This is a genomic window from Salidesulfovibrio onnuriiensis, assembly GCF_008001235.1.
Taxonomy (GTDB): Bacteria; Desulfobacterota; Desulfovibrionia; order Desulfovibrionales; family Desulfovibrionaceae; genus Pseudodesulfovibrio; species Pseudodesulfovibrio onnuriiensis.
In genome coordinates this window covers 2,499,869-2,519,270 of record NZ_CP040751.1, presented here as the reverse complement: position 1 = coordinate 2,519,270, position 19,402 = coordinate 2,499,869, and the positions used below count along the sequence as shown (strand labels likewise).

Annotated in this window: 20 protein-coding genes; 4 read left to right on the top strand and 16 right to left on the bottom strand. The window is 55.3% G+C overall.

Annotation, left to right across the window (positions count from 1 at the left end):
- Nucleotides 1-303 precede the first annotated feature (303 nt).
- Both FGL65_RS11400 and FGL65_RS11395 read right to left on the bottom strand, forming a co-directional pair.
- On the bottom strand, nt 304-1,020 hold the full coding sequence (locus FGL65_RS11400; protein ID WP_147821314.1) for a sulfotransferase family 2 domain-containing protein: 717 nt from the start codon (nt 1,018-1,020) through the stop codon (nt 304-306).
- A 44-nt stretch (nt 1,021-1,064) separates the two neighbouring features.
- On the bottom strand, nt 1,065-1,703 hold the full coding sequence (locus tag FGL65_RS11395; protein ID WP_147821313.1) for a LysE family translocator: 639 nt from the start codon (nt 1,701-1,703) through the stop codon (nt 1,065-1,067).
- Nucleotides 1,704-1,764: 61 nt separating this feature from the next.
- On the opposite strand from FGL65_RS11395, the gene FGL65_RS11390 reads away from it, so the two are divergent.
- On the top strand, nt 1,765-2,286 hold the full coding sequence (locus FGL65_RS11390; RefSeq protein ID WP_431830886.1) for a phosphatidylglycerophosphatase A family protein: 522 nt from the start codon (nt 1,765-1,767) through the stop codon (nt 2,284-2,286).
- Between the two features lie 57 nt (nt 2,287-2,343).
- Here FGL65_RS11390 and FGL65_RS11385 read toward each other — a convergent pair whose 3' ends face one another.
- From FGL65_RS11385 to cutA, 12 genes are all read right to left on the bottom strand, one after another.
- Nucleotides 2,344-2,904: an OmpA family protein gene (locus FGL65_RS11385; RefSeq protein ID WP_147821311.1), complete on the bottom strand. Its 561-nt coding sequence runs from the start codon at nt 2,902-2,904 to the stop codon at nt 2,344-2,346.
- A gap of 116 nt (nt 2,905-3,020) precedes the next feature.
- Nucleotides 3,021-4,331 carry a DPP IV N-terminal domain-containing protein gene (locus FGL65_RS11380; protein ID WP_147821310.1) on the bottom strand — a complete coding sequence of 437 codons (1,311 nt, stop codon included), beginning with the start codon at nt 4,329-4,331 and terminating at the stop codon, nt 3,021-3,023.
- Between the two features lie 3 nt (nt 4,332-4,334).
- On the bottom strand, nt 4,335-5,228 hold the full coding sequence (locus FGL65_RS11375) for a TonB family protein (RefSeq protein WP_147821309.1): 894 nt from the start codon (nt 5,226-5,228) through the stop codon (nt 4,335-4,337).
- 45 nt (nt 5,229-5,273) lie between these two features.
- Complete coding sequence (gene tolR, locus FGL65_RS11370) at nt 5,274-5,690, bottom strand: protein TolR (RefSeq protein WP_147821308.1); 417 nt, start codon at nt 5,688-5,690, stop codon at nt 5,274-5,276.
- Nucleotides 5,691-5,702: 12 nt separating this feature from the next.
- Nucleotides 5,703-6,392: a MotA/TolQ/ExbB proton channel family protein gene (locus tag FGL65_RS11365; protein ID WP_147821307.1), complete on the bottom strand. Its 690-nt coding sequence runs from the start codon at nt 6,390-6,392 to the stop codon at nt 5,703-5,705.
- A gap of 100 nt (nt 6,393-6,492) precedes the next feature.
- Complete coding sequence (locus FGL65_RS11360) at nt 6,493-7,143, bottom strand: histidinol phosphate phosphatase domain-containing protein (RefSeq protein WP_147821306.1); 651 nt, start codon at nt 7,141-7,143, stop codon at nt 6,493-6,495.
- Between the two features lie 13 nt (nt 7,144-7,156).
- On the bottom strand, nt 7,157-7,651 hold the full coding sequence (locus FGL65_RS11355) for a bifunctional nuclease family protein (RefSeq protein ID WP_147821305.1): 495 nt from the start codon (nt 7,649-7,651) through the stop codon (nt 7,157-7,159).
- Complete coding sequence (miaB, locus tag FGL65_RS11350) at nt 7,645-8,994, bottom strand: tRNA (N6-isopentenyl adenosine(37)-C2)-methylthiotransferase MiaB (RefSeq protein WP_147822737.1); 1,350 nt, start codon at nt 8,992-8,994, stop codon at nt 7,645-7,647. Before miaB ends, FGL65_RS11355 begins: the two co-directional genes overlap by 7 nt.
- 86 nt (nt 8,995-9,080) lie before the next feature.
- Complete coding sequence (locus tag FGL65_RS11345) at nt 9,081-9,596, bottom strand: adenylyl-sulfate kinase (RefSeq protein ID WP_250645470.1); 516 nt, start codon at nt 9,594-9,596, stop codon at nt 9,081-9,083.
- 56 nt (nt 9,597-9,652) lie between these two features.
- On the bottom strand, nt 9,653-10,735 hold the full coding sequence (locus tag FGL65_RS11340) for a phosphotransferase family protein (protein WP_147821303.1): 1,083 nt from the start codon (nt 10,733-10,735) through the stop codon (nt 9,653-9,655).
- Nucleotides 10,736-10,765: 30 nt separating this feature from the next.
- Nucleotides 10,766-11,701 (bottom strand): carbohydrate kinase family protein, encoded by a 936-nt coding sequence (locus tag FGL65_RS11335; protein ID WP_147821302.1) that lies wholly within the window; start codon nt 11,699-11,701, stop codon nt 10,766-10,768.
- Between the two features lie 60 nt (nt 11,702-11,761).
- The gene (cutA, locus tag FGL65_RS11330; RefSeq protein WP_147821301.1) at nt 11,762-12,103 is read right to left on the bottom strand and encodes a divalent-cation tolerance protein CutA; all 342 of its coding nucleotides are present in this window, start codon (nt 12,101-12,103) and stop codon (nt 11,762-11,764) included.
- Nucleotides 12,104-12,235: 132 nt separating this feature from the next.
- Here cutA and nth point away from each other — a divergent pair, with 132 nt between their 5' ends.
- Genes nth through FGL65_RS11315 form a run of 3 tightly spaced genes read left to right on the top strand, consistent with a single transcriptional unit; the run spans nt 12,236 to nt 14,646 of the window.
- The gene (nth, locus tag FGL65_RS11325; protein ID WP_147821300.1) at nt 12,236-12,871 is read left to right on the top strand and encodes an endonuclease III; all 636 of its coding nucleotides are present in this window, start codon (nt 12,236-12,238) and stop codon (nt 12,869-12,871) included.
- Complete coding sequence (tgt, locus tag FGL65_RS11320) at nt 12,872-13,990, top strand: tRNA guanosine(34) transglycosylase Tgt (RefSeq protein WP_147821299.1); 1,119 nt, start codon at nt 12,872-12,874, stop codon at nt 13,988-13,990.
- A gap of 56 nt (nt 13,991-14,046) precedes the next feature.
- A complete protein-coding gene (locus FGL65_RS11315) occupies nt 14,047-14,646 on the top strand; it encodes a YdcF family protein (RefSeq protein WP_250645469.1) in 600 nt (199 codons plus the stop codon).
- Here the strand turns inward: FGL65_RS11315 and FGL65_RS11310 are convergent.
- Nucleotides 14,634-16,034, bottom strand: coding sequence for a YhjD/YihY/BrkB family envelope integrity protein (locus tag FGL65_RS11310; RefSeq protein ID WP_147821297.1), 1,401 nt, complete (start codon nt 16,032-16,034; stop codon nt 14,634-14,636). The two genes, FGL65_RS11315 and FGL65_RS11310, sit on opposite strands and share 13 nt — an antisense overlap.
- A gap of 36 nt (nt 16,035-16,070) precedes the next feature.
- Nucleotides 16,071-19,190, bottom strand: a complete 3,120-nt coding sequence (locus FGL65_RS11305; protein WP_147821296.1) for an AsmA family protein — start codon at nt 19,188-19,190, stop codon at nt 16,071-16,073.
- Nucleotides 19,191-19,402: the final 212 nt, after the last annotated feature.

Sequence of the window (19,402 nt, the reverse complement as noted above, 5' to 3'; positions counted from 1 at the left end):
GTAACGGAAGCCGCAAAAGCCCTCACCCCACGGCTTCGACACATTTCAGTTTCTTATGAGACTTGCACCATTCGATTAGTGATCGAAATCGAAAGATTTATTCGCAACCATACAAATATTTGTTCGTTTGGTCAATATGAGAACACATTAATGTTCGAAACTGATCAAAATTATCAATCAATTCAGGCGGAGGGTAAATACAAAGAAAAATACGAGCCTCAAGTAATGTCGTCCATCCCCTGAGACACAAAAACGATATGATATGAAGGTGATAGCTAGAAAATGTGGAGCTAATGCGTGCAATCACTGATTCTGTGCAAATCGTCGCAATGCATGCTCATATAGTACGAAATCATAGCGGGTCACATGCTGGAGGACTTTCAAATCCTCCTTGGAAATATCGGAAATCGAACGTTTGGCATTCATGTTTCCCACCTTGGGCACGCGGGACAAATCAATTCGCAATCCACTCATTCGAGCCAGTTTTTCAAGGGAGTCGTGCATGCGTTCGGTATTACCGACAAAGGCGATATCCCTGTCGAAATTCTGCAGAGCCAAGTCTACATGTTCCGCCCCGATCTCCTCATCCTCGGGTGGTTCAATAAGAAAGGACCGAACCAAACTATTGTCGAGAATGGTTTTCTTCAAACCGGACAGAAAAAATTGTCCAATGCTCAAATCATGCTCGTTGATGATTTTTGCAACAGGATGATCCTTCCACTTTTTCATGGCGTCATATTCAGACAGGCAGCGAATAATGGGATTGCGGACAAAGGTAATCACAAAACGCGGCTCGGGAATAAGATGAATGAGCCCGTACGGCATGTGCCCGGTAACCAGCCTGTACCGCTTCTTTGCCGCATCATCCAGCTGGATGAATTGGCCGATGACCTCGGCACTGTCATCCATGGTGTTGAGAATCGTACTTTCATCAAAAAAATCGGAGAGGATTTTTCCAAGCGTACGCCCGGCAGTCCGGGGGACATGGTAATTCACGAAAATTGTTTCTCTGGGAAGCATGCAATCCTCTGCTTGAAACCATTGATGAAGTTTTTTCAGGCCTGCTAGGCATTTTCCGCCATTGCTAGGCGGATTCCCAAAAAGACGAAAAGTCCTCCGGTGCAGCGTTCAAACCAACGCATGATTCCCCTATTCCCCAAAAGGTTGGAAGCAAGCCGGGCCGAAAGCCAGGCCGCCAACATGCAGACGATCATGCCGTTGATCCAGAACACGATGCCCAGAAAGGCGAAAGCCCCGGCTTTGCAGGAAGCATTCGGACTGATGAACTGCGGTAAAAAGGCCATGAAGAACAAGGCGACTTTCGGATTAAGGGCATTGGTAAAAAAGCCCTGCACAAAGACCTTGCGGCGGGACACGGCCGAAGGAACTTGGTTTAACTTTGTCGCCAGCCCTTTGGAAGAGGACAGGATGGAGTTCAACCCTACGTAGACCAGGTAAGCCGCCCCGACGACCTTGACCACGATAAAGGCCATGGCCGAGGTGGCCAGAATGGCGGAAAGGCCCAGCGAAGCGGCGACAATGTGCACGAGGCACCCCGCACCGATGCCGGCAACGGCGACAAGCCCCTTACCCATGCCGCCGGAAGTACTGCGGCTGACGATGTAGATGAGATCGGGACCGGGAGTGATGTTCAACAGCAGCCCGGACAGGACAAAAAGCAGAAAGTCGTGAGTTCCGAACATAGGTATCCTCTTAATGGAGTGCAATGAGTGCTTACCCGGAAATACTTGAAAACCCGTTTTCTTGCAATACGAAGCGGATACGGGCAAAGTGCCAGCACCAATATCATCATTAAGGAACACAATGATCAATAAAACCGCACTCTACATTGCAACTCTCGGCCCCGTGGGAAACCTCCCCAAAATGCCCGGAACATGGGGCTCCCTGGTTTCCGCAGCCGCAGCACCCTGGCTCTTTCTTCCGTTTTCGCTTCCGCTTCGCATGGCCCTGCTCGGCTTGGTGCTGATACTGGGAGCCTGGGCGGCCACGGAAGCCGAAAAGGCGCTCGGCAAAAAGGATCCCGGATGCGTGATCATTGACGAGCTTTTCGGGCAATGGTTGACTATGCTGCCTTTCGCGGCGCTCTCGCCTGCTCATATAGCCGCCGCATTCATCCTTTTCAGGGTGTTCGATATTGCCAAGCCCTGGCCCATCAAACGTGCCGAGACCCTTTTCCCCAAAGGCTTCGGTGTCATGATCGACGATGGAATCGCCGGTGTTTTTGCGGGCGCTATTCTGTATTTTCTCCTGCCGTTTATCCCATAAAGCAAAAACGCCGCTCCCCTTCCGGGAAACGGCGTCTTGATTCGCTTTTCTGCCCTGCTAATAAGAGATCTTGAACTCGTCACGCCTGTTCTGAGCCCAGGCCGCCTCATTGTGCGCCGGATCCAGAGGGCGTTCCTCGCCGAAGCTGACCATGCTCATGCGTTCGGGCTCGATGCCCAGGATGACAAGGTGCTCGAACGCGGCGCGTGCACGGCGTTCGCCCAGGGCGAGGTTGTACTCTTCGGTGCCGCGCTCATCGCAGTATCCTTCAATGACCATGGTCAGGTCGGAGAATTCCTTCATCAGTTCAGCCTTGCGACCAAGCACCCTGCGGGCTTCATCATTCAGTTCGTAAGAGTCAAAGGCAAAGTGAAGCCTGAAGGCCATTTCCTCGACAGCGCGGGCTTTTGCCTGCGCCCGGGCTTCGGCTTCGAGCGTCTGTTCGTCCACATTGCTTTCTTCAACAACTTCCGTGGGATATTCGGACTGATCCTTCACTTCGACCTTGGTGGCTCCGGGAGGCATGTCCGATGAAGTGGTCTTTTTAGCGCAACCAGCTCCAATCATGAGAAAAATGCTCAGCAGAGCAATTAAGGCAAAAGAAAAACGAACTTTCATATCAACTCCTTCGATATGCCGTTCTTGGCAGTTGCAGCAGGATGTTAACACCTCACAGGAAGTACCGTTAGGTGTACCCTTTCTCAATAAAAAATCAAGTACCTCAACAAAATGTGTCATCGCTGTAACGACGTATCCCAGTCAGGGGCAAAGGCCGGACCATTTCCGGTCTTGAGCTGTCTGGGCGTGTCGCCATGACGGGTCGTCAGGTACAGTTTGTACTCCCCGGATCTGCTGGATGCGAAAGCGACAAAGTAACCGTCCGGGCCGAAAGCGGGATATTCGTCGCTGCCCGGTCCGAAGGTCAGTTGCTTTTCACGCCCGCTTTGCAGGTCGTGGAGGAAGATGCGGTGTCCATTGGCTGTTCTATGGGTATAAGCTATGTATCTTCCGTCCGGGCTCAGACACGGGTGGGTGTTGTATTTCCCTGTGATGGTCACCCGCCTGAGGTTGCCGGTTTTCAGATTCAGGAGATAGATGTGCGGATTGCCCGCACGCCCCGAGGTAAAGGTCATGAGATTCCCGCTGCGGTCGAAACTCGGGGAGACGTCGATGAAGGAACTCTTCACCAGCGTCCTTTTGGGTTTGTATTCATCGTCCAGCAGGTAGATGTCCGCCTGACCGGTCTTGTTCAAGGTCACAGCGATCTGCCTGTTGTCGACGAAAACCGGGCTGATGACCGTCTGGCCCAACGTATTGTTGCGCAGCGTGATCTTGCCGGTCTTGGAATCCCAGATGCCCAGCGTATGCTTCTTGGCCCCGATATGGGTAAAGGCGATCTTGGAACCGTCCGGACTCCAGGTGGGGCTCAGGTTGAACCCGCCGAGCTTGGTGATGCGGGTCAGCTCACGCCCCTGCGGCAGAACCGTGTAGATTTCCTTGCTCTTTCCGAGCTGCTTCACAAAGGCTATGGGAGAATCGAAGAATCCCTTCTTGCCGGAAAGCTCTTCGAGAAGCACCGAGCAGAAACGGTCGGCCACCCGGGTGACGAGCTTGCCCTGCACCTGGCCGTAGGCCTTGCCCACAATCAGGCGGCCGCTGAAGGTTTCATAGACACGGGCCTCAAGGTTGGAGCCGTTCCAGCCCACAGTCATGGCCAGATCGACCTTGGCCAATTGCAGGGGCTTGAAATTGATGTCCCGCGCCTTGACGCCCCTGCTGGGATCGCCACCCAGCATCTGGGACATGGGTACGTCCTGAAGAAACGGAATGTAGGAAAGGTTGTTCTTGACGACCCGCTCGAATTCAGCCGCGTCTGTGGGCACCGAGCCTCCCGCGCGCAAAGGCTTGGGCGGCAGTATGGTCATGTTGACCAGCTTCTGTCCCGGGCCGTAGATATCGACGGTCAGGGGAGCCGCCGAAACGAATACGGCGGAGACAAGAAGCAACAGTGCGGTCAGAAGCGTGCAACGTACTATTGTTTTCATAATTTATTCCGAAAGTTCCTGGCTATTGAAGTTTATTCGCACCACCCTGTCCCGCACAGTCGTGGGGGGAGTGACATATTCGGTTTCCTTGATGGCCCGCAGAATGGAGGAATCGAACTTGGCGTTCCTCGAACCTTCAATGACCCTTGAGCCAAGGATCTTTCCGTCAGCGGCGATATCGATTTCCACGGTGGACATGAGGTTCTTGTCGCCTGCCAGCGCCGGGTAGCGCCAGTTCTTCTTGATGGCCTCGCCCACGATAGAGCCATACACCGCCCTCAACCCGGACCCGGTTCCGCCTGGTTCGCCGCCGGCAACGCCTTCGGAACCTTCCGAGGCATCGGAGTAGACTTCCTCGCCAGCCTTCTGCCTGATGGCGGCCAGCTCTTGCTGAATAGCCGACCGCTTGAGCTCCTCGGGGCTCTTGGCCGTCTTGCGCACTTCGCTCATGGCTTCCGCGCGAAGCTGCGCAGCGGTTTTCTGAGGCTTTGGCGCCGGCTTGGGCTCAGGTTTCGGCTGCGGCTTTTCCTTGGCCTTTTTTACGACCTTCTGCTCTTTCTTTTTCTCGCTGATATCCTTGGCTTCAGCCTTGGGCGGCTCCGGCTTCGGTTCAGGCCTGGGTTCCGGTTTCACCTCGTCCTTGGGCTCGGGTTTGATCTCCTTGACCGGTTCAGGGGCCTTTGCCGGGGTCGGCTCTGGAGCAGCCTTGGGTTCGGGCGGAGCGGAAACACGCATGGGCCGTTTCCCCGCCGCAGGCGGGGCCAGGCTGACAATGTCCACCGTATAGACAGGACGATCCATATCCACCTTGGTGGACTGGCCGGTGACCCAGAACAGGGCCACGGCGAATACGCCCAGGTGAAACAGGATGGAGAGGATAAAGCCAAATATTCGCATAGGTGCACGGCCACCGGTCCTGAAATACAGACCGGCCTCCCGTCGTTATTTCTTATTCTGGTCCTGTTTCTGTTCGGCCACGATTCCAAGCTTGTCGATGCCCGCGCCCTTGATCTCGCCCATGACGTCCACGACCAGGCCGTAGGGAACATCCTTGTCGGCCCGCAGGAAAAGCTGCTTCTTCTGCTTGGACACCAGATTCTTGAGATGGGTATTCAGATCCTCGAACTTCACTTCGAACTCATCCAGAAAAAGGGCGCCGTCCTTCTTAACCGTCAGGACCAGATGGTCCTTGTCCTGGGGCAGATTCTTGACCGTTCGCGTGGTGGGCAGGTCAACCTCAACCCCCTGGGTCATGAGCGGCGCAGTGACCATGAAGATGATCAGCAGCACCAGCATCACGTCCACAAAAGGCGTGACGTTGATCTCGGCCAAAAAGCCGTTGCCTGTCTTGATTGCCATGGATTCGCCCTCCTACTTCTGGGCCCAGGCGATCTCACGCTCTGCACGGTTGAGGAAGGCCCCGGCGAAATCGATCATGCCGGTCTCCACTTCCGAGAGCCTACTGAGGAAAAAGTTGTAGGCAATGGTTGCGGGAATGGCCACGGCCAGGCCGATGGCGGTGGCGATGAGTGCCTCGGAAATACCGGGAGCCACGGTTGCCAGGGCTGCGGACTGCGCCATGCCGATGGAATGGAAGGAATGCATGATCCCCCAGACCGTACCGAACAGGCCGATAAACGGAGCGCCGTTGGCGCAGGTGGCCAGGAAAGGCAGGTTGCGTGTCAGGCGGCGCATTTCACCGCTCACGCCCTGCCGCAGGGTGCGGCGCAGTGTGTCCTTCACCAGCATGCGCTTGCGCTCGCGGTCGATCTCGGCCTTTTCCAGCTTGCGGAATTCCTTGACCGCCATGCTGCTCATGCGGGCCAGGGGCGAGGAATCGCCACCGATGGCCTTGAGGCCCGAGGTCAGGTCGTCCGCGGCCATGAAGGAGTCATACCCTGCCGCCACACGCTTGCGGGCGGAAAGGATGCTGAAAAACTTGTAGAAAATGATGGTCCAGCTCCAGACCGACATGGCCCCCAGGAACAACAGCACCATCTTCACCGCGAGCGTCGCGCCCATCAACAGTTGCAAGACATTGTTCTCAGCCAGAAAATCCATCGACAGTAACCCCGTTTGGTTTTGTGCAGCCCTGTGCGGGCAAATATATACGCAAGCCTGGCCGCATCACGCCGGACAGGTGACAATCTTCCCAAAAGACTCAGCGCATGGCGCGCTGAACAATTTCCCACGAATTCTGCCGAGCCTGATCGTATTCGGCGGCTGTCATGCCGCACCCGAGGGCAATGCCCTTTCGCAGTTCCGCGCCCACCAGGTCCTTCGGTGCGTGGGCATCGTTGTCGATGACCAGTTTCGCGCCGTGCTTGCGGGCAAGGGAAAGTACGTGGCCATTCGTATAACTGTGGCCGCCCCGGGTGGTTATCTCCAGACAGACGCCCTTTTCGGCGGCCAGCTTCACCTCTTCCTCGGTAATGAGCCCCGGATGGGCCAGAATGTCCACACCGGCTTCAATGGCGGCCAGGTTGGTGCCGGAGGCAACCGGTTCGACAATGGTTTCCCCGTGCATGACCACCAGCTGAGCGCCGAGCGCACGGGCCTGGGCCACCAGAGTGGTGATGAGGCTCGGAGGCGTATGCGTCAATTCAACGCCGGCCAGCACCGTGATATCGAAAAAATGCCCGTGCTCCCTGGCAAAAGGTCCGATATTGTCCAGGATCATTTTCATGTTGGTAGCATCGGCATGGTCAGTGATCCCAATGGCCTTGTACCCGGCCACGCGGGCGCGCCGGACCAGCTCCGCGGGAATGAGTTCCCCGTCGCTGAACGTGGAGTGAGTATGGAGATCTATCATCTTGTGTTACCGGTCACATTTTGTATTTGGCATCGTCTTCATCCATGGAATCGAGCAATTCCTTCCACTTGTCCGAATCTTCGCTCCTGACGACTTTCTGCTTGAGACTGTCTTCACTGACGCCTGCGGTCTTGAGCACGTCCAGGTTGACAAAAATGGGCGTATCGCCGCGAACCGCAAGTGCAATTGCATCCGAAGGCCTGCAATCAATGCGCAGTTCCTCGCCATCCTGCAAAACCACCATTTCCGCAAAAAAAGTTCCGTCCTCGATATCCGTCACCTGCACCTGGTTGATCACGCCCCCAAGGGTGTTGATGACGGACAGCAGAAGATCATGGGTCATGGGCCTGGGGAACGGGATCTTATTGAGCGCCATGGTAATGGACATGGCCTCCACGGCCCCGATCCAGATGGGCAGGACCATGGCCTCCTGTTCGTTCTTGAGGATGAGTATCGGGGCTTGATTGGTTTCATCCAAGGCCATGCCGAATACTTTCGTTCTTACCATGGGTCGCCTGTCCTTTTGCCCACCAGGGAATGTTTCTTGGCCTCGACAATCCTGACCGGCACCATCAGACCCTCCAAGTCCCGGTCTCCCTCGAAACGGAAATTGACAACCCGGCCGGCCGCATCGCGACCACGCCACCAGAAGCCGCCCTCGTCCTGCTTGCGGCTTTTGCCCTCCACGAGCACATCATCTTCCGTTCCGACAAGTTTCTTTAGACATTTTCTAGTAATATCATTCTGTAAATTCTGCAAGCGCATGAGCCGCTCTGCCGCTACATCCGGGGCGATCTTCGGCTTCATCTTGAGCGCTGCGACACCGGGGCGATCGGAATACTTGAAGGAAAAGCTGCTTTCGAAACCAACTTTCTCAACCATTTCCATTGTCTGCTCAAAATCTTCCTCGGTTTCCCCCGGAAAGGCCACGATCAGGTCCGTGGTCAGTGCAAGGTTCGGCCGGGCTGCGCGCAAGCCATCCACAATCTCCACGTAGCGTTTGCTGTCATACTTGCGGCCCATACGCCTGAGCACATCGTCGGATCCTGCCTGCATGGGCAGGTGCAAAGACGGACACAGATTGTCCAGCTCGCCAAAGGCGCGGATCACTTCCGGTGCAATATCCTTGGGATGCGAAGTGGTGAAACGCAGACGGTCCAGACCAGGGATTTCGGCAACCCTGTATAACAGCTGAGCAAAAGTCACGCCAACTCCGCCCTTGTCCAGGCCAAAACTGTTCACATTCTGCCCGAGCAGCGTGATTTCGCGGACTCCGCCCTTCACAAGCGTCCGACATTCTTCCAAGACCTGCTCGGGATGACGCGATTTCTGACGGCCACGTGTGAAAGGGACGACACAATAGGTGCAAAAATTATCACACCCCTGCATAATGTTCACAAAGGCCTGCCGGGATTTCTGCTCTACGCGCACATCCCTGCACGGAACCTCCCGCTCCGGGTAGATATCCACGAAATCCAGCAGGGCGATACGTTCCTGCGCCCCTTCGACAAGCCGCTCCAGCGCGTCGGGAGCATTGGCGATCCCATCCGTGCCGAAGACCAGTTTCACAAAGGGGAAGCGATTGAAAAAGCCCGTACCCACCTGCTGGCCCACACAACCGCCCACGGCCGCGATGATATCCGGGTCGCGCTTGAGATGCACGGCAATCCGGCCCAATTCGGTATAGACCTTTTGCTCGGGTTTTTCGCGCACGCTGCAGGTATTGAGAATATACACCTGGGCCTCATCTTCCGGAGCCTGTTCCCAGCCACGACTTTCCAGGGCACTGGTCAGCCACTGGGAATCATGAACATTCATCTGGCAGCCAAACGTCAATATATGAAACTTCATCGATACAAACCTTGATTGTTGAAATACGCTGGCGCTCATGGCCATATGATCAGCTGTTGCCGCCCTCCTTTCAGGGCTGAGGCACGTTAAGCATTGTCGAGCCAAGTGTCCAGAAAGGTTGTCACCATGGTGCAAGTTTGTTGACTCGTCAGGTTCGTATTGTCCACAATCAATTCCGCATCTCCTTCTTCAAAAGGCACATCCACGCCGATGACATCCCCCAGTCCTTCGAATTGTTCGCCAGTCTTTTGGCGGATGAGGGCCTTCTCGTACATGTTGGCAATGACAAGACCCTCGGGACGTGCCTTTTCCCGGGCCATGGCCGTTTCCAGGGAACAACGGATCATGATCTCCGCAAAACGGCCAATCTTCTTCCGGGCCGCTTGCCGGATCACGGCCCTATGGGCCGAAGCGTCCATGAGCACTACTTTGCCCTGCGCAGCCATAGTCACGGCTTCGTCGATGAACAGGGAATAGGCCCGGGCCCGTTCCGCTTCGGTGTATCGCGGCTTCGGGAAATACGCCTTTCGCCTTCGGTCCATTTCGTGGTGCACCACGTCGTGCCCGGCCGCAACAAGATGATCGTAAACACAACGAGCCACCGAACTCTTGCCGCTCCCGGGCAACCCGACGAACCAGATGGCGCACCCTTGCACAATCACTCCATGTACTTGTTGATGTTCTGCCAATCAAACACGTCCTCATCCAGGATGTTTTCCATGAACCGGAACAGGCCGAAACGAACGTCGTCCGCATGGTCCGGATACCATTCCGGCGAGGCGATCACCAGGCAGCGGAAAACAAAAAACGGCGCAATGACCTGCAGCACTTCCGTGTCGCCGGTCCGTTCGAGATATTCCGAGAAATAGGCCTTGTAGAGTTGCTCGAAGCGGCCTGCCAGTCGACCGTGGCGGGGCAGGCTCCAGAGCAGGTAGTTGACGGCCATGGTGCACAGGTCGCCGCCCGGCTCTCCCCACTCCCCTCTGCTGCGGTCGAGGACGGAGAATTCTCCTTCCTCATCGACCAAAACGTTCCAGGGATGAAAATCGCCATGCACTGCGGAAAGGCGGTGGGCATACCCCCGCAACTTCCAGCGCCAGTCGATAAGTCGCTTTTCCAGAGCCGAAAAACCATCGTCCGGATACAAAGCGTAGGGATGAGGATAGGCCTCGTCGATCAGACCGAGAATGCACTCGCTGGAACCGATGAGGTTCCGGATGCGGCGGTAATAGAGATCGGAATCATCAAGCTTTTTGGAGTGGACTCGCGCCAGCCAGCGCGCAAATTCCCTGGAGAGTTGCTCGTCACCGTCCCGAAAATCCCCCTTACGGATGCGTTCCAGGTCCAGGAAGTAATCGTGCCCCTGCAGCTTTTCGTTGACGATGAAGAATTCCAGAGGCTGCTCGACCGGGATCATTTCGCCCGTGCGGGAGACATACCCGAGCCCCAGGGGAAGCACATGCTTTTCCATGCGGTCCGATGTCTCGAACTGAAACATGAGAATGGCGGCTCGATCCCAATAGAACTGGTGCCCGTACTTATCTCCCTTCATGGTGGAGATAACGGCCTCCTGCTCCACCCCGTCCACCAAAAAACGAACGAGCAGGGGTTTTCCGTAGCCGAAGCTTTTCATTCCCTGCTCGTCCAGATTTCCAATATCACCGGCCGCCAACAATTCCGCGGTGGGGCCGTATACACGCTTGAGATAACTGTCGAGACCCTGCTTGGTCAGATTGATCATGTCGCTCTCCTCGTGAGGAGAGCCAAGCCCCTAGTTCAGGGGGCCGTAGTTCTCCTCATAGCGTTTCAGGAAGTCGTTCCAGTCGAATTTGTGCTCCTGTGTTCCTTTTTTCTCCACGGAGTACGCTGCGGTCACGGCACCCATCCGGCAGGCGGTTTCTATGTCCCTGCCCAGGCAGAAACCCTTGAGCAGCCCGGCCCTGAAGGCGTCGCCCGCACCTGTGGGGTCGATCACCTCGGCGGCCTTGGCCGCAGGCACCGCCACTTCGCCGTCCTTGGTGCTGATCACGCAGCCCTGGTCGCCCAGAGTGGTGACGCACATGTCCACCCTATCAAGAATTTCTTCTTTGGAGTAGCCCGTATCGTTCATGACCATCTGCAGTTCATAGTCATTGGTGATCAGGATATGGGCGCCCTCCAGGCTTTCCTTGAGCTTTTCCCCGCCCAGGGTGGTGATCTGCTGGCCCGGGTCGAAGATGAACCGGATGCCGTTTTCCCGGTAGAACCTGGGATGATTCACCATGTCTTCCACATTGCCCGGAGAAATGATGCCCAAGGAATTATTTTTGTCCATGAGGTCCATGTCATATCCGCAGGAATGACGCATGGCCCCGGGGTTGAACCCGGTGATCTGGTTGTCGGACATGTCCGTGGTGATATACGCCCCGGCAGTGTGTTCATGGTCGATGGTGCGGATACCTTCCACGGGCAGTTCGTGCTTCTGCAGCCATTCGTCGTAGGCGGCGAAGTCCTTGCCCACCTGGCTGAGAATGACGGGCTTCTCATCCAGAAGCGCCATGGTATAGGCGATGTTGCCCGCAGTGCCGCCGAACTTTTCGTCCAGGCCGTTGACCACGAAGCAGACATTGAGAATATGAATCTTGTCCGCCAGGATATGGTCGGAAAACTTGCCGGGGAAGGTCATGATGCGGTCGAACGCAAGGGACCCGGTAACGTATACTTTCACAGATGAACCTCCAGAGATTTCAATTGAGGACGCGAGAGTAATGGCAGGGGCAAGGTGTTGTCAAACCATGTCCCCGGAATCATTTGTCTCCCTGGTTTCCTTTCGTATCCAATCCAGAAAGTCGGGATTTCCCCCGGCAATGGACATGGAAACGATACTGGGGACTTCATAGCTGTGACGTGTCCTGACATATTCGATTACGGATTCAGTCAGTTCCGTCCTGGTCTTGGCGATCATGACAACCTCGTCGGCCGTTTCCACACGCCCCTTCCACCAGTACAGGGACCGCATTCCGGGCAGAATGTTCACGCAGGCCGCCAGCCGCCCCCGAACAAGCGCTTCGCCGATGCGCTGCGCCTCTTCCATGGCTCCAAAGGTCATATACAACAACGATTCCGGCATAACATGAAACTCCTATGTTTTTTGAACGGGTCAGATAATACCCGAACAATCCTGTGATGCAATGCTTTCCGCGATCCCTTGAGACTCTTGCCCGGCAATGGTACTCAAGCTCCACAAAACAACGGAGCACTCATGAAAAAACAGGAACGAGCCCTTGCCATATACGAACGGCTGAAAAAACGGTACCCCTCGCCCGAACCGGCCCTGGACTGGACCAACGCCTGGGAGCTGCTGGTGGCCACTGTTCTGGCGGCACAATGTACGGACGAACGGGTCAACAAGGTCACCCCGGCCTTTTTCTCGGCATGGCCCACCATCCACAATGTCGCCAACGCCTCGATTGAGGAGCTCGAAGACGCGGTTCGTTCCACGGGCTTTTTCCGCAACAAGGCCAAGAACCTCAAGGCGGCCGCGCAAAGGATCATGGATGTCTACGCCGGCAACGTGCCGCAGACCATGAAGGATCTCGTTACCCTGCCCGGCGTTGCGCGGAAAACCGCCAACATCGTGCTCTCCAATGCCTTTGGCATCCATGAAGGCATTGCCGTGGACACCCACGTCAAACGCCTCACCTTTCGCATGGGACTGACCAAAAACACAGACCCAGTGCGCATTGAAAAGGACCTCATGCCGCTGTATCCGACGGAAACCTGGGGCGATGTGAACCATTTCCTGGTTTACTACGGTCGCGAAGTATGCAATGCACGCAAGCCCAAATGCACTGATTGCGAACTTAATGATATATGTCCGAAACACGGAGTCGAATAAATGGAAAACCTAGGTAAATTCACCGTCCATACCACGGACGGCAACGCACGGCGTGGCACCCTGGTCACCGCGCACGGCGAAATACAGACACCCATCTTCATGCCCGTTGGCACCCAGGGAACGGTCAAGAGCCTGACCCCCCTGGACCTGGAGGAGATGGAGGCCCAGATCATCCTCGGCAACACCTACCACCTCTATCTGCGCCCGGGCGACGAACTGGTGGCGCGGCGTGGCGGCCTGCACAAATTCGCCAACTGGAATCGCCCCATCCTCACGGACAGCGGCGGCTTCCAGGTCTTCAGCCTCAAGGGCATCCGCAAACTCACTGAGGAAGGCGTGGAGTTCCGGTCCTACATCGACGGCTCCAAGCACTTCTTTTCCCCGGAAAAGGCCATCGACATCCAGATGAACCTCGGCTCCGACATCATGATGGTGCTGGACGAATGCGTGGGCTACGGCGCGGACAGAAGATATACGGAAAAAAGCCTGGAAATGACCTACCGCTGGGCGCAACGCTGCCGGAATCACTATCCCAAGGGATCCGGCAACCAACTCATGTTCGGCATTGTCCAGGGCGGTTTTTTCAAGGACCTGCGGGACCGCAGCGCCGAGCAGATCTGCAGCATTGATTTCGACGGCTTTGCCATTGGCGGCCTGTCCGTAGGCGAATCCACCGAGGAAATGCATGAACTGACCCACCACACAGCCCCTCTGCTCCCCGAGGACAAGCCCCGCTACCTTATGGGTGTGGGCACTCCCCTGGACCTTCTGGAAGGAATTTCCGCGGGCGTGGACATGTTCGACTGCGTGCTGCCTTCCCGCAATGCGCGTAACGGCACCCTGTTCACCTCGCAAGGCAAGATCAACATCAAGAAAGCGGCCTACAAGGAAGACGACGGCCCGCTTGATCCCAACTGCAACTGCTACACCTGCCGCAACTTTTCGCGCGCCTACCTCAGGCATCTGTACATGGCCAAGGAACTGCTTTCCTACCGCCTGAACACGTACCACAACCTGTATTTCTATCTGGACCTCATGAAGCAGGTACGCAAGTCCATCGAGGAAGGCACTTTCCAGGAATTGAAGAAACAATACGAAGACGTCTACAGCAAGGGCTAGACATGAAGGCGTTGCGGCTTTTTCTGCAAATAGTGGGAGCGGCCACGGTTCTGGGCATGATCGCCCTGGCGGGGCTGCTCTTCTGGGCCGCACAATGGCTGGACGTAAACGAACCGCCCCAAAACGGCGATTACATTGTTCCCCTGGCCGGGGATCCCCATAGGCTTTTCAAGGCTGCGGAGCTGTACAAAAAAGGCTACGCCCCCACCGTCACGCTCAGCCGGGCAAAACTTTATCCGCCAAGCCGCCTGGATAAATTAGAAATAAAACTGGGGGCCCCCAGTTACGGCCCGTATGAATTCGAGCACAAAGTGCTGGAATCTCAAGGCGTGCCAGCGGCAAGCATTGAGGAATTCGGCAACGGGCACATCAGTACGGTGGAAGAGGCAGAGGCGCTGAAACGGCATCTGCAAAATAAAAAGGCAACCCTGCTGCTGGTCACCTCTCCCTACCATGCCCGGCGTGCGAAAATGATTTTCCAGGACATCATGCCTGAAGCGAATATCCTGGTTTCGGTGCCCCCAGAAGGCTCTTTCAAAAAGTGCTGGTGGCAGGATCAGCAGTCCGCCCAGAACATTGTCATGGAACTGGTAAAGACCGCCCACTACCTGTTGGGAGGAGCCTTTCGCTCGAAGCAGTCCGGTCAACTCCCCTGAGCGGCTTCGCCGCAGGCATCCCCCACTTCCCCCGCATTCACGGGGTCATCGTGAAGCCGCTGCGCACTTTCCAGCAAGGTCAAGTTGGCGTCGCTTTTCTCCACGTCACGTCGCATGCCCTCAAACAGGCCGTCGATGAACTGGAACCTGGACTTGAAGATACCGCCAGTCTTGCCGCCCCCCTCACTGTTTACCACGCCGATGATATCCACGAGCCGGATGGCGTCCAACGCCCGGGCCGGTGCATACACCTCGCATCCCACGCTGTCCGTTCGCACGGTCAGTCCTGCCGTGCGCATGACTTCGAACAGATCTGAAACCAGCGGGGCGGGAACCATAAGCCTGTCGGAGATATCCTCAACCGACGGCAGAGGCTCACCATTGTGAAATCGCTTGGCCAAAAACGACATCATGATGACCGCGATCTTCTGGCGTTCCAAGGCACTGGCCGCGCCAAAGAAGCGCTGCTTCACGAATGAGTTGATATTTTGCCAGGCATAACCGGCCTCGCTTCCCAGAAGAACAACCACCCAGCTAATGTAAATCCACATGAGCAACAGCGGGAACTGCGCAAAGCTGCCATAGATGGCATTGTACTTTGCCGCACCTATCTGCCAGTTGATGTACACCCACTGCGCCAGCTGCCAGAGGACTCCTCCTACCAGGCCTCCCAGGAGAGCGCTGGTTATCTTGACTCTGGTGTTGGGAATAAAGGCATACATGAAACTGAAGGCGATAATGATCAGCATCAAAGGCGCAAGCTTGAGGATCAGCGCCTCCACATAGCCGATAGCCGAAACGCTCAGCAGACCCTGGATGATTTCCTGTTTCTGCAGGCTTACGTTGAAGCTGGAGGCCACCAGAAGAAATATGGGACAAATGAAGATAACCGGGAAGAAATCCGTAACCTTGCGCCAGGCGGTTCTGCCCCGCTGTACGCTCCAGATGGTGTTGAATGCCTTTTCAATGGTTCCGATAAGTGAAAATACTGTAAACAGCAGCATGGCGATACCGATCCAGCCAAGGGTCTGCACGTTGGTCCGGTCTATATATTGTATGATCTTGTCGGCCACCTCGGTATTGCCCGTGGACATGCGCAGGACCATGGTGCGGATGAACTCGGTATTCTGCAGGCCAAAGCCCTTGGAAATGGAAAAGGCGACAGCCAGGAAAGGCACGATGGACAATATCGTGGTGAATGTCAGCGCCGCTGCACGGATAATGCACTGGTCCTTGAAAAAGCCATGGAAAAGAAGGTATCCCCACCGGGCGGTTCCCTTGGCCAGCCGCAAGGGCACAGGGGTCTCCGGTGTATCCCTGACCCAGATTTCCTGGGAAAACCTTGTCTGCAAATGTTTCGATTTATTTTTTATTTTTGTCGGCGTCATGTAATTCACCTCGATCTGCTGCGTTCTCCGGCAGGGCTAGAAAAACAGATCTCTTAGAAACCGCAATGATTTCTGTGGAATATTTATTATGTTCTGCAAGGTGTCCGTCACGATCTTGCCCTTGGGCACCTTGACCTCCGGGTCCTGGATATGGCCCACGATACGTACGGTCACGCTGGGCACAGCCACGAAATCAGCCTTGAAATTCAAGTCGATACTTTCCTCGGCAGGACTGAAACCGCCATATCCTGTCCCGGTCATGAGCGGGCCGTCCAAATGGAACTGTTTCATATCAAAATAGCCGTCCTTAATGACCCACTTCGATGTGACGCTATTGAATGCGGTGCGTTGCGTACGTGGATCGGGTTCTCCCTGGGCGATTTTCCTGGGATCGACCTTGGCGTCCCAGTTCATGAATTTATATGACCCCTTACCCACGCTCAAATCGATGGTGCCGTTCAAATTGGCCACTATATCGTCGTCAGAGGCCCCCCGGCCATTGATGTCGATATCCATGTTGGTCCGGCCCTGAACATATTCGCGTTCCACAAGATCCTGAAGCATAGGGCCGACCTCGAAGTCATGCAGGGAGAGCTTCAGGGACGATTCAAGCTCCTTGGCATGCACCACACCGTTCAAGGAACCTTTGAGAGAACCTCCATAAAAATCTCCGGAAAGATTATCAGCCTTGATCTTCCCTGCCCGGGCATCGACCGCCCCGGACAATTTCTGCACCTTGATATCCTGCAGGATGAATTCCTCCACCCAAAGGGATCCTTGAACGGTCAGCCAGCGCAAAAAATCCAGCGGCATGGCGACAGGGGGCGCGTCTTCATCAATGCCCGCCCGAAGTTTCTTGAGGTCTGGCTTTTTATCCGGCGTCAGGTAGCGATCCAAGTCCACCCTTCCGAGCTTCAGGGCTACATTGAATTCAGGAGGATTGGTCATGGTTGTGTCGAGTTTCCCCTCGATGGACGTATCATCCAACTGGGCCTTGAGACGACTCAGGAAAAGCCTGGAATTTGCATATCGGAAATCGGCATGAGCCGTCAGAAAATCGAAAACACTCTCGTCTTCCATCTCATAGACGTTCACCCCGTACTTTGCGATCACCGCTTCCGGGTTAAAACCGTACAGCGAGAACGAACCGTCCAGAATGCGGCTGTCCTCTAAAGGATTTTCGGAGGCAAATGAAGTAGTCAGGGTTGCGCCCAACGCCTTGAGCTCAGCATCCTTAATGGTCAATCGACGCATATTCGGGGTGAAACCGGCCTGCCCCTTGGCAGTCACGACATCGTCAAGGCCGGGCAGCAACCATCCGGCACTCTCAAGATTCCACCCTCCCCCGGAGGAGGAGACCATATTGAAATCTTTATTGAGCGCGAGCGGTCCGCTCCAGCTCAAAACTCCGTAATGGGAAGACCTCTTCTGCTCGGCACGGAAAGTGGCCTGGGTATTGAACAGGTAGTCGCCCTTGTTCGAAGGCATGGGCGTTGCCTTGACCTGCATCCTTAAACGATCGAACTGAAAGGCCTCGTCGCTTTTCTTCAGCTTCAACGAACCGCCCGGAGAATTGATATCCAGATCAAGGCGCATGTTGCGCAATGCTTCGATAGAACGCGCCTGGGCCTGGCAGGAATCCTGATTAAGCAGCAGGGAAAGCCCCATGTCCACGGGGCCTTCAAGCTTCCCCCAATCTCCGCTGGCATAGGGAATGGATTCAAATTTAGCGGATTTGATTTGGGCCTTGAGTGAAGTCCAGAGGGCGGGATCATCCTTTCTGCGGTCGATGTTCATTGCCAGGTCCGCCCCCAGCAACCCTCCATAGAGACCGGCCCGAGCAGAGGCTTTCAGTGCGCCCTTTTCAGCTACAAGCGTTGCCTTTACGTTGTTGAAATCCGTTCCCAGCACCCGGAATTCGTTGACGACCGCATTGCCCGAGGCACGCAGCCCACCCCAGAACGGCAAGGAATAGTCATCCCAAATAAAAGGCGTTCCGGTCTCAAACAACGGCAGATATCGATCCAGGTCCAAACGGGTGGCAGACACATCAAAGGCCACCCTCGGGGAAGTCTGCAATTCCACGGTCGCATTGCCGGAAAGCTGCGTGTCGTCCATCAGCATAACGACCTTGGGAAACACAATGGAAGAAGCCGTTGCACTGACCACGGCCTTGCATTTTGCCTTGGTCAATCCACGAACCTTATCCAGCGGCCTTTTCACATCCAGTCGTTTCAAGATGGAAATGGGCGAAAAGACCTCGGTCGTCACTTCCCCGGACAGTTTCCAGTCACTGAGGACATCTTCCACAGCCCCACTGCCGCTGACGTCGACATCAAACACGCGGGCGTGGACATTTTCGAAACGAAAATCATCATCAGTCTTGTCGTAGTCAATATCAGCCACCAGTCGAGCCGTTTCCTGCTCGGGAAGCCCTCCTCCCCGAATAAGCAATTCGACGGAAGTTTCATCGAACATGCTGCTTCTCGAAAACAAATCCGTGTTCAAGATTCCGGAGACATGAAGCTCGACCGACAACTCCCCTTTGACCCGTTCGAAAATGCCATCGACGTCAAACCCGGCGGACTCGCCCGGGATAAAGGCGCCAATTCGGGCCGAAAGGCCATGAAGACGGATGTTTTCATCCAACTCGCCGTCATCGAAGCTCAAAACGGCGTCATGAACATTCACGCCTGCAATGAATATGCTTTTAAAATATGAAAAAAATGGTGTTTCGGAAGCAGCGGAAACGCCCTGATAATAATCCCAGTTCACCTCGGAGTCGGCATTGCGGATCAGCCGGATCTCCATGCCGTCGATGAGAATCTCGCTGACCACCAGTTCCCGAGCCAACAAGGGAAGCACTTCCACCCCGAATGCCACTTCGCGGTAAGAGATGTAAGGCTCATCACCGAACTCGGGCTCGTTGGCGACGGTCACGTCATAGGCACGCAGGCCAAACCAGGGGTACACGGCAACATCGAGTTCCCCGTTAAGCCTGACCTCACGCCCTGTAATTCTGGAAAGACTGGCAAACAGGTCATTCCTGAACTGCGGGGAATCCACATAATAGGACGCCCACAAGAGTGCGCCAGCAACCGAGCCTATGCACACAAACAGGATGGCCGAGATCGATATCAGTATTTTTTTCAACATCTCATTTCCGTCTTTCAAGTCAGACACATGCAAGAGCAGATTCGCTTTGGCTCGGTATCCAAGGCAACTCTTTACAATGACATATATTCTTTTCCTTCAATGATAAACTGTTGTGTTGGGTGCGCACAATTCGCCTGCCACAGCCGCAGACGACGCAGATTACGTCAAGACAGCAAAAGCAAAGATACGTAACACATTTAATTTGCTATACT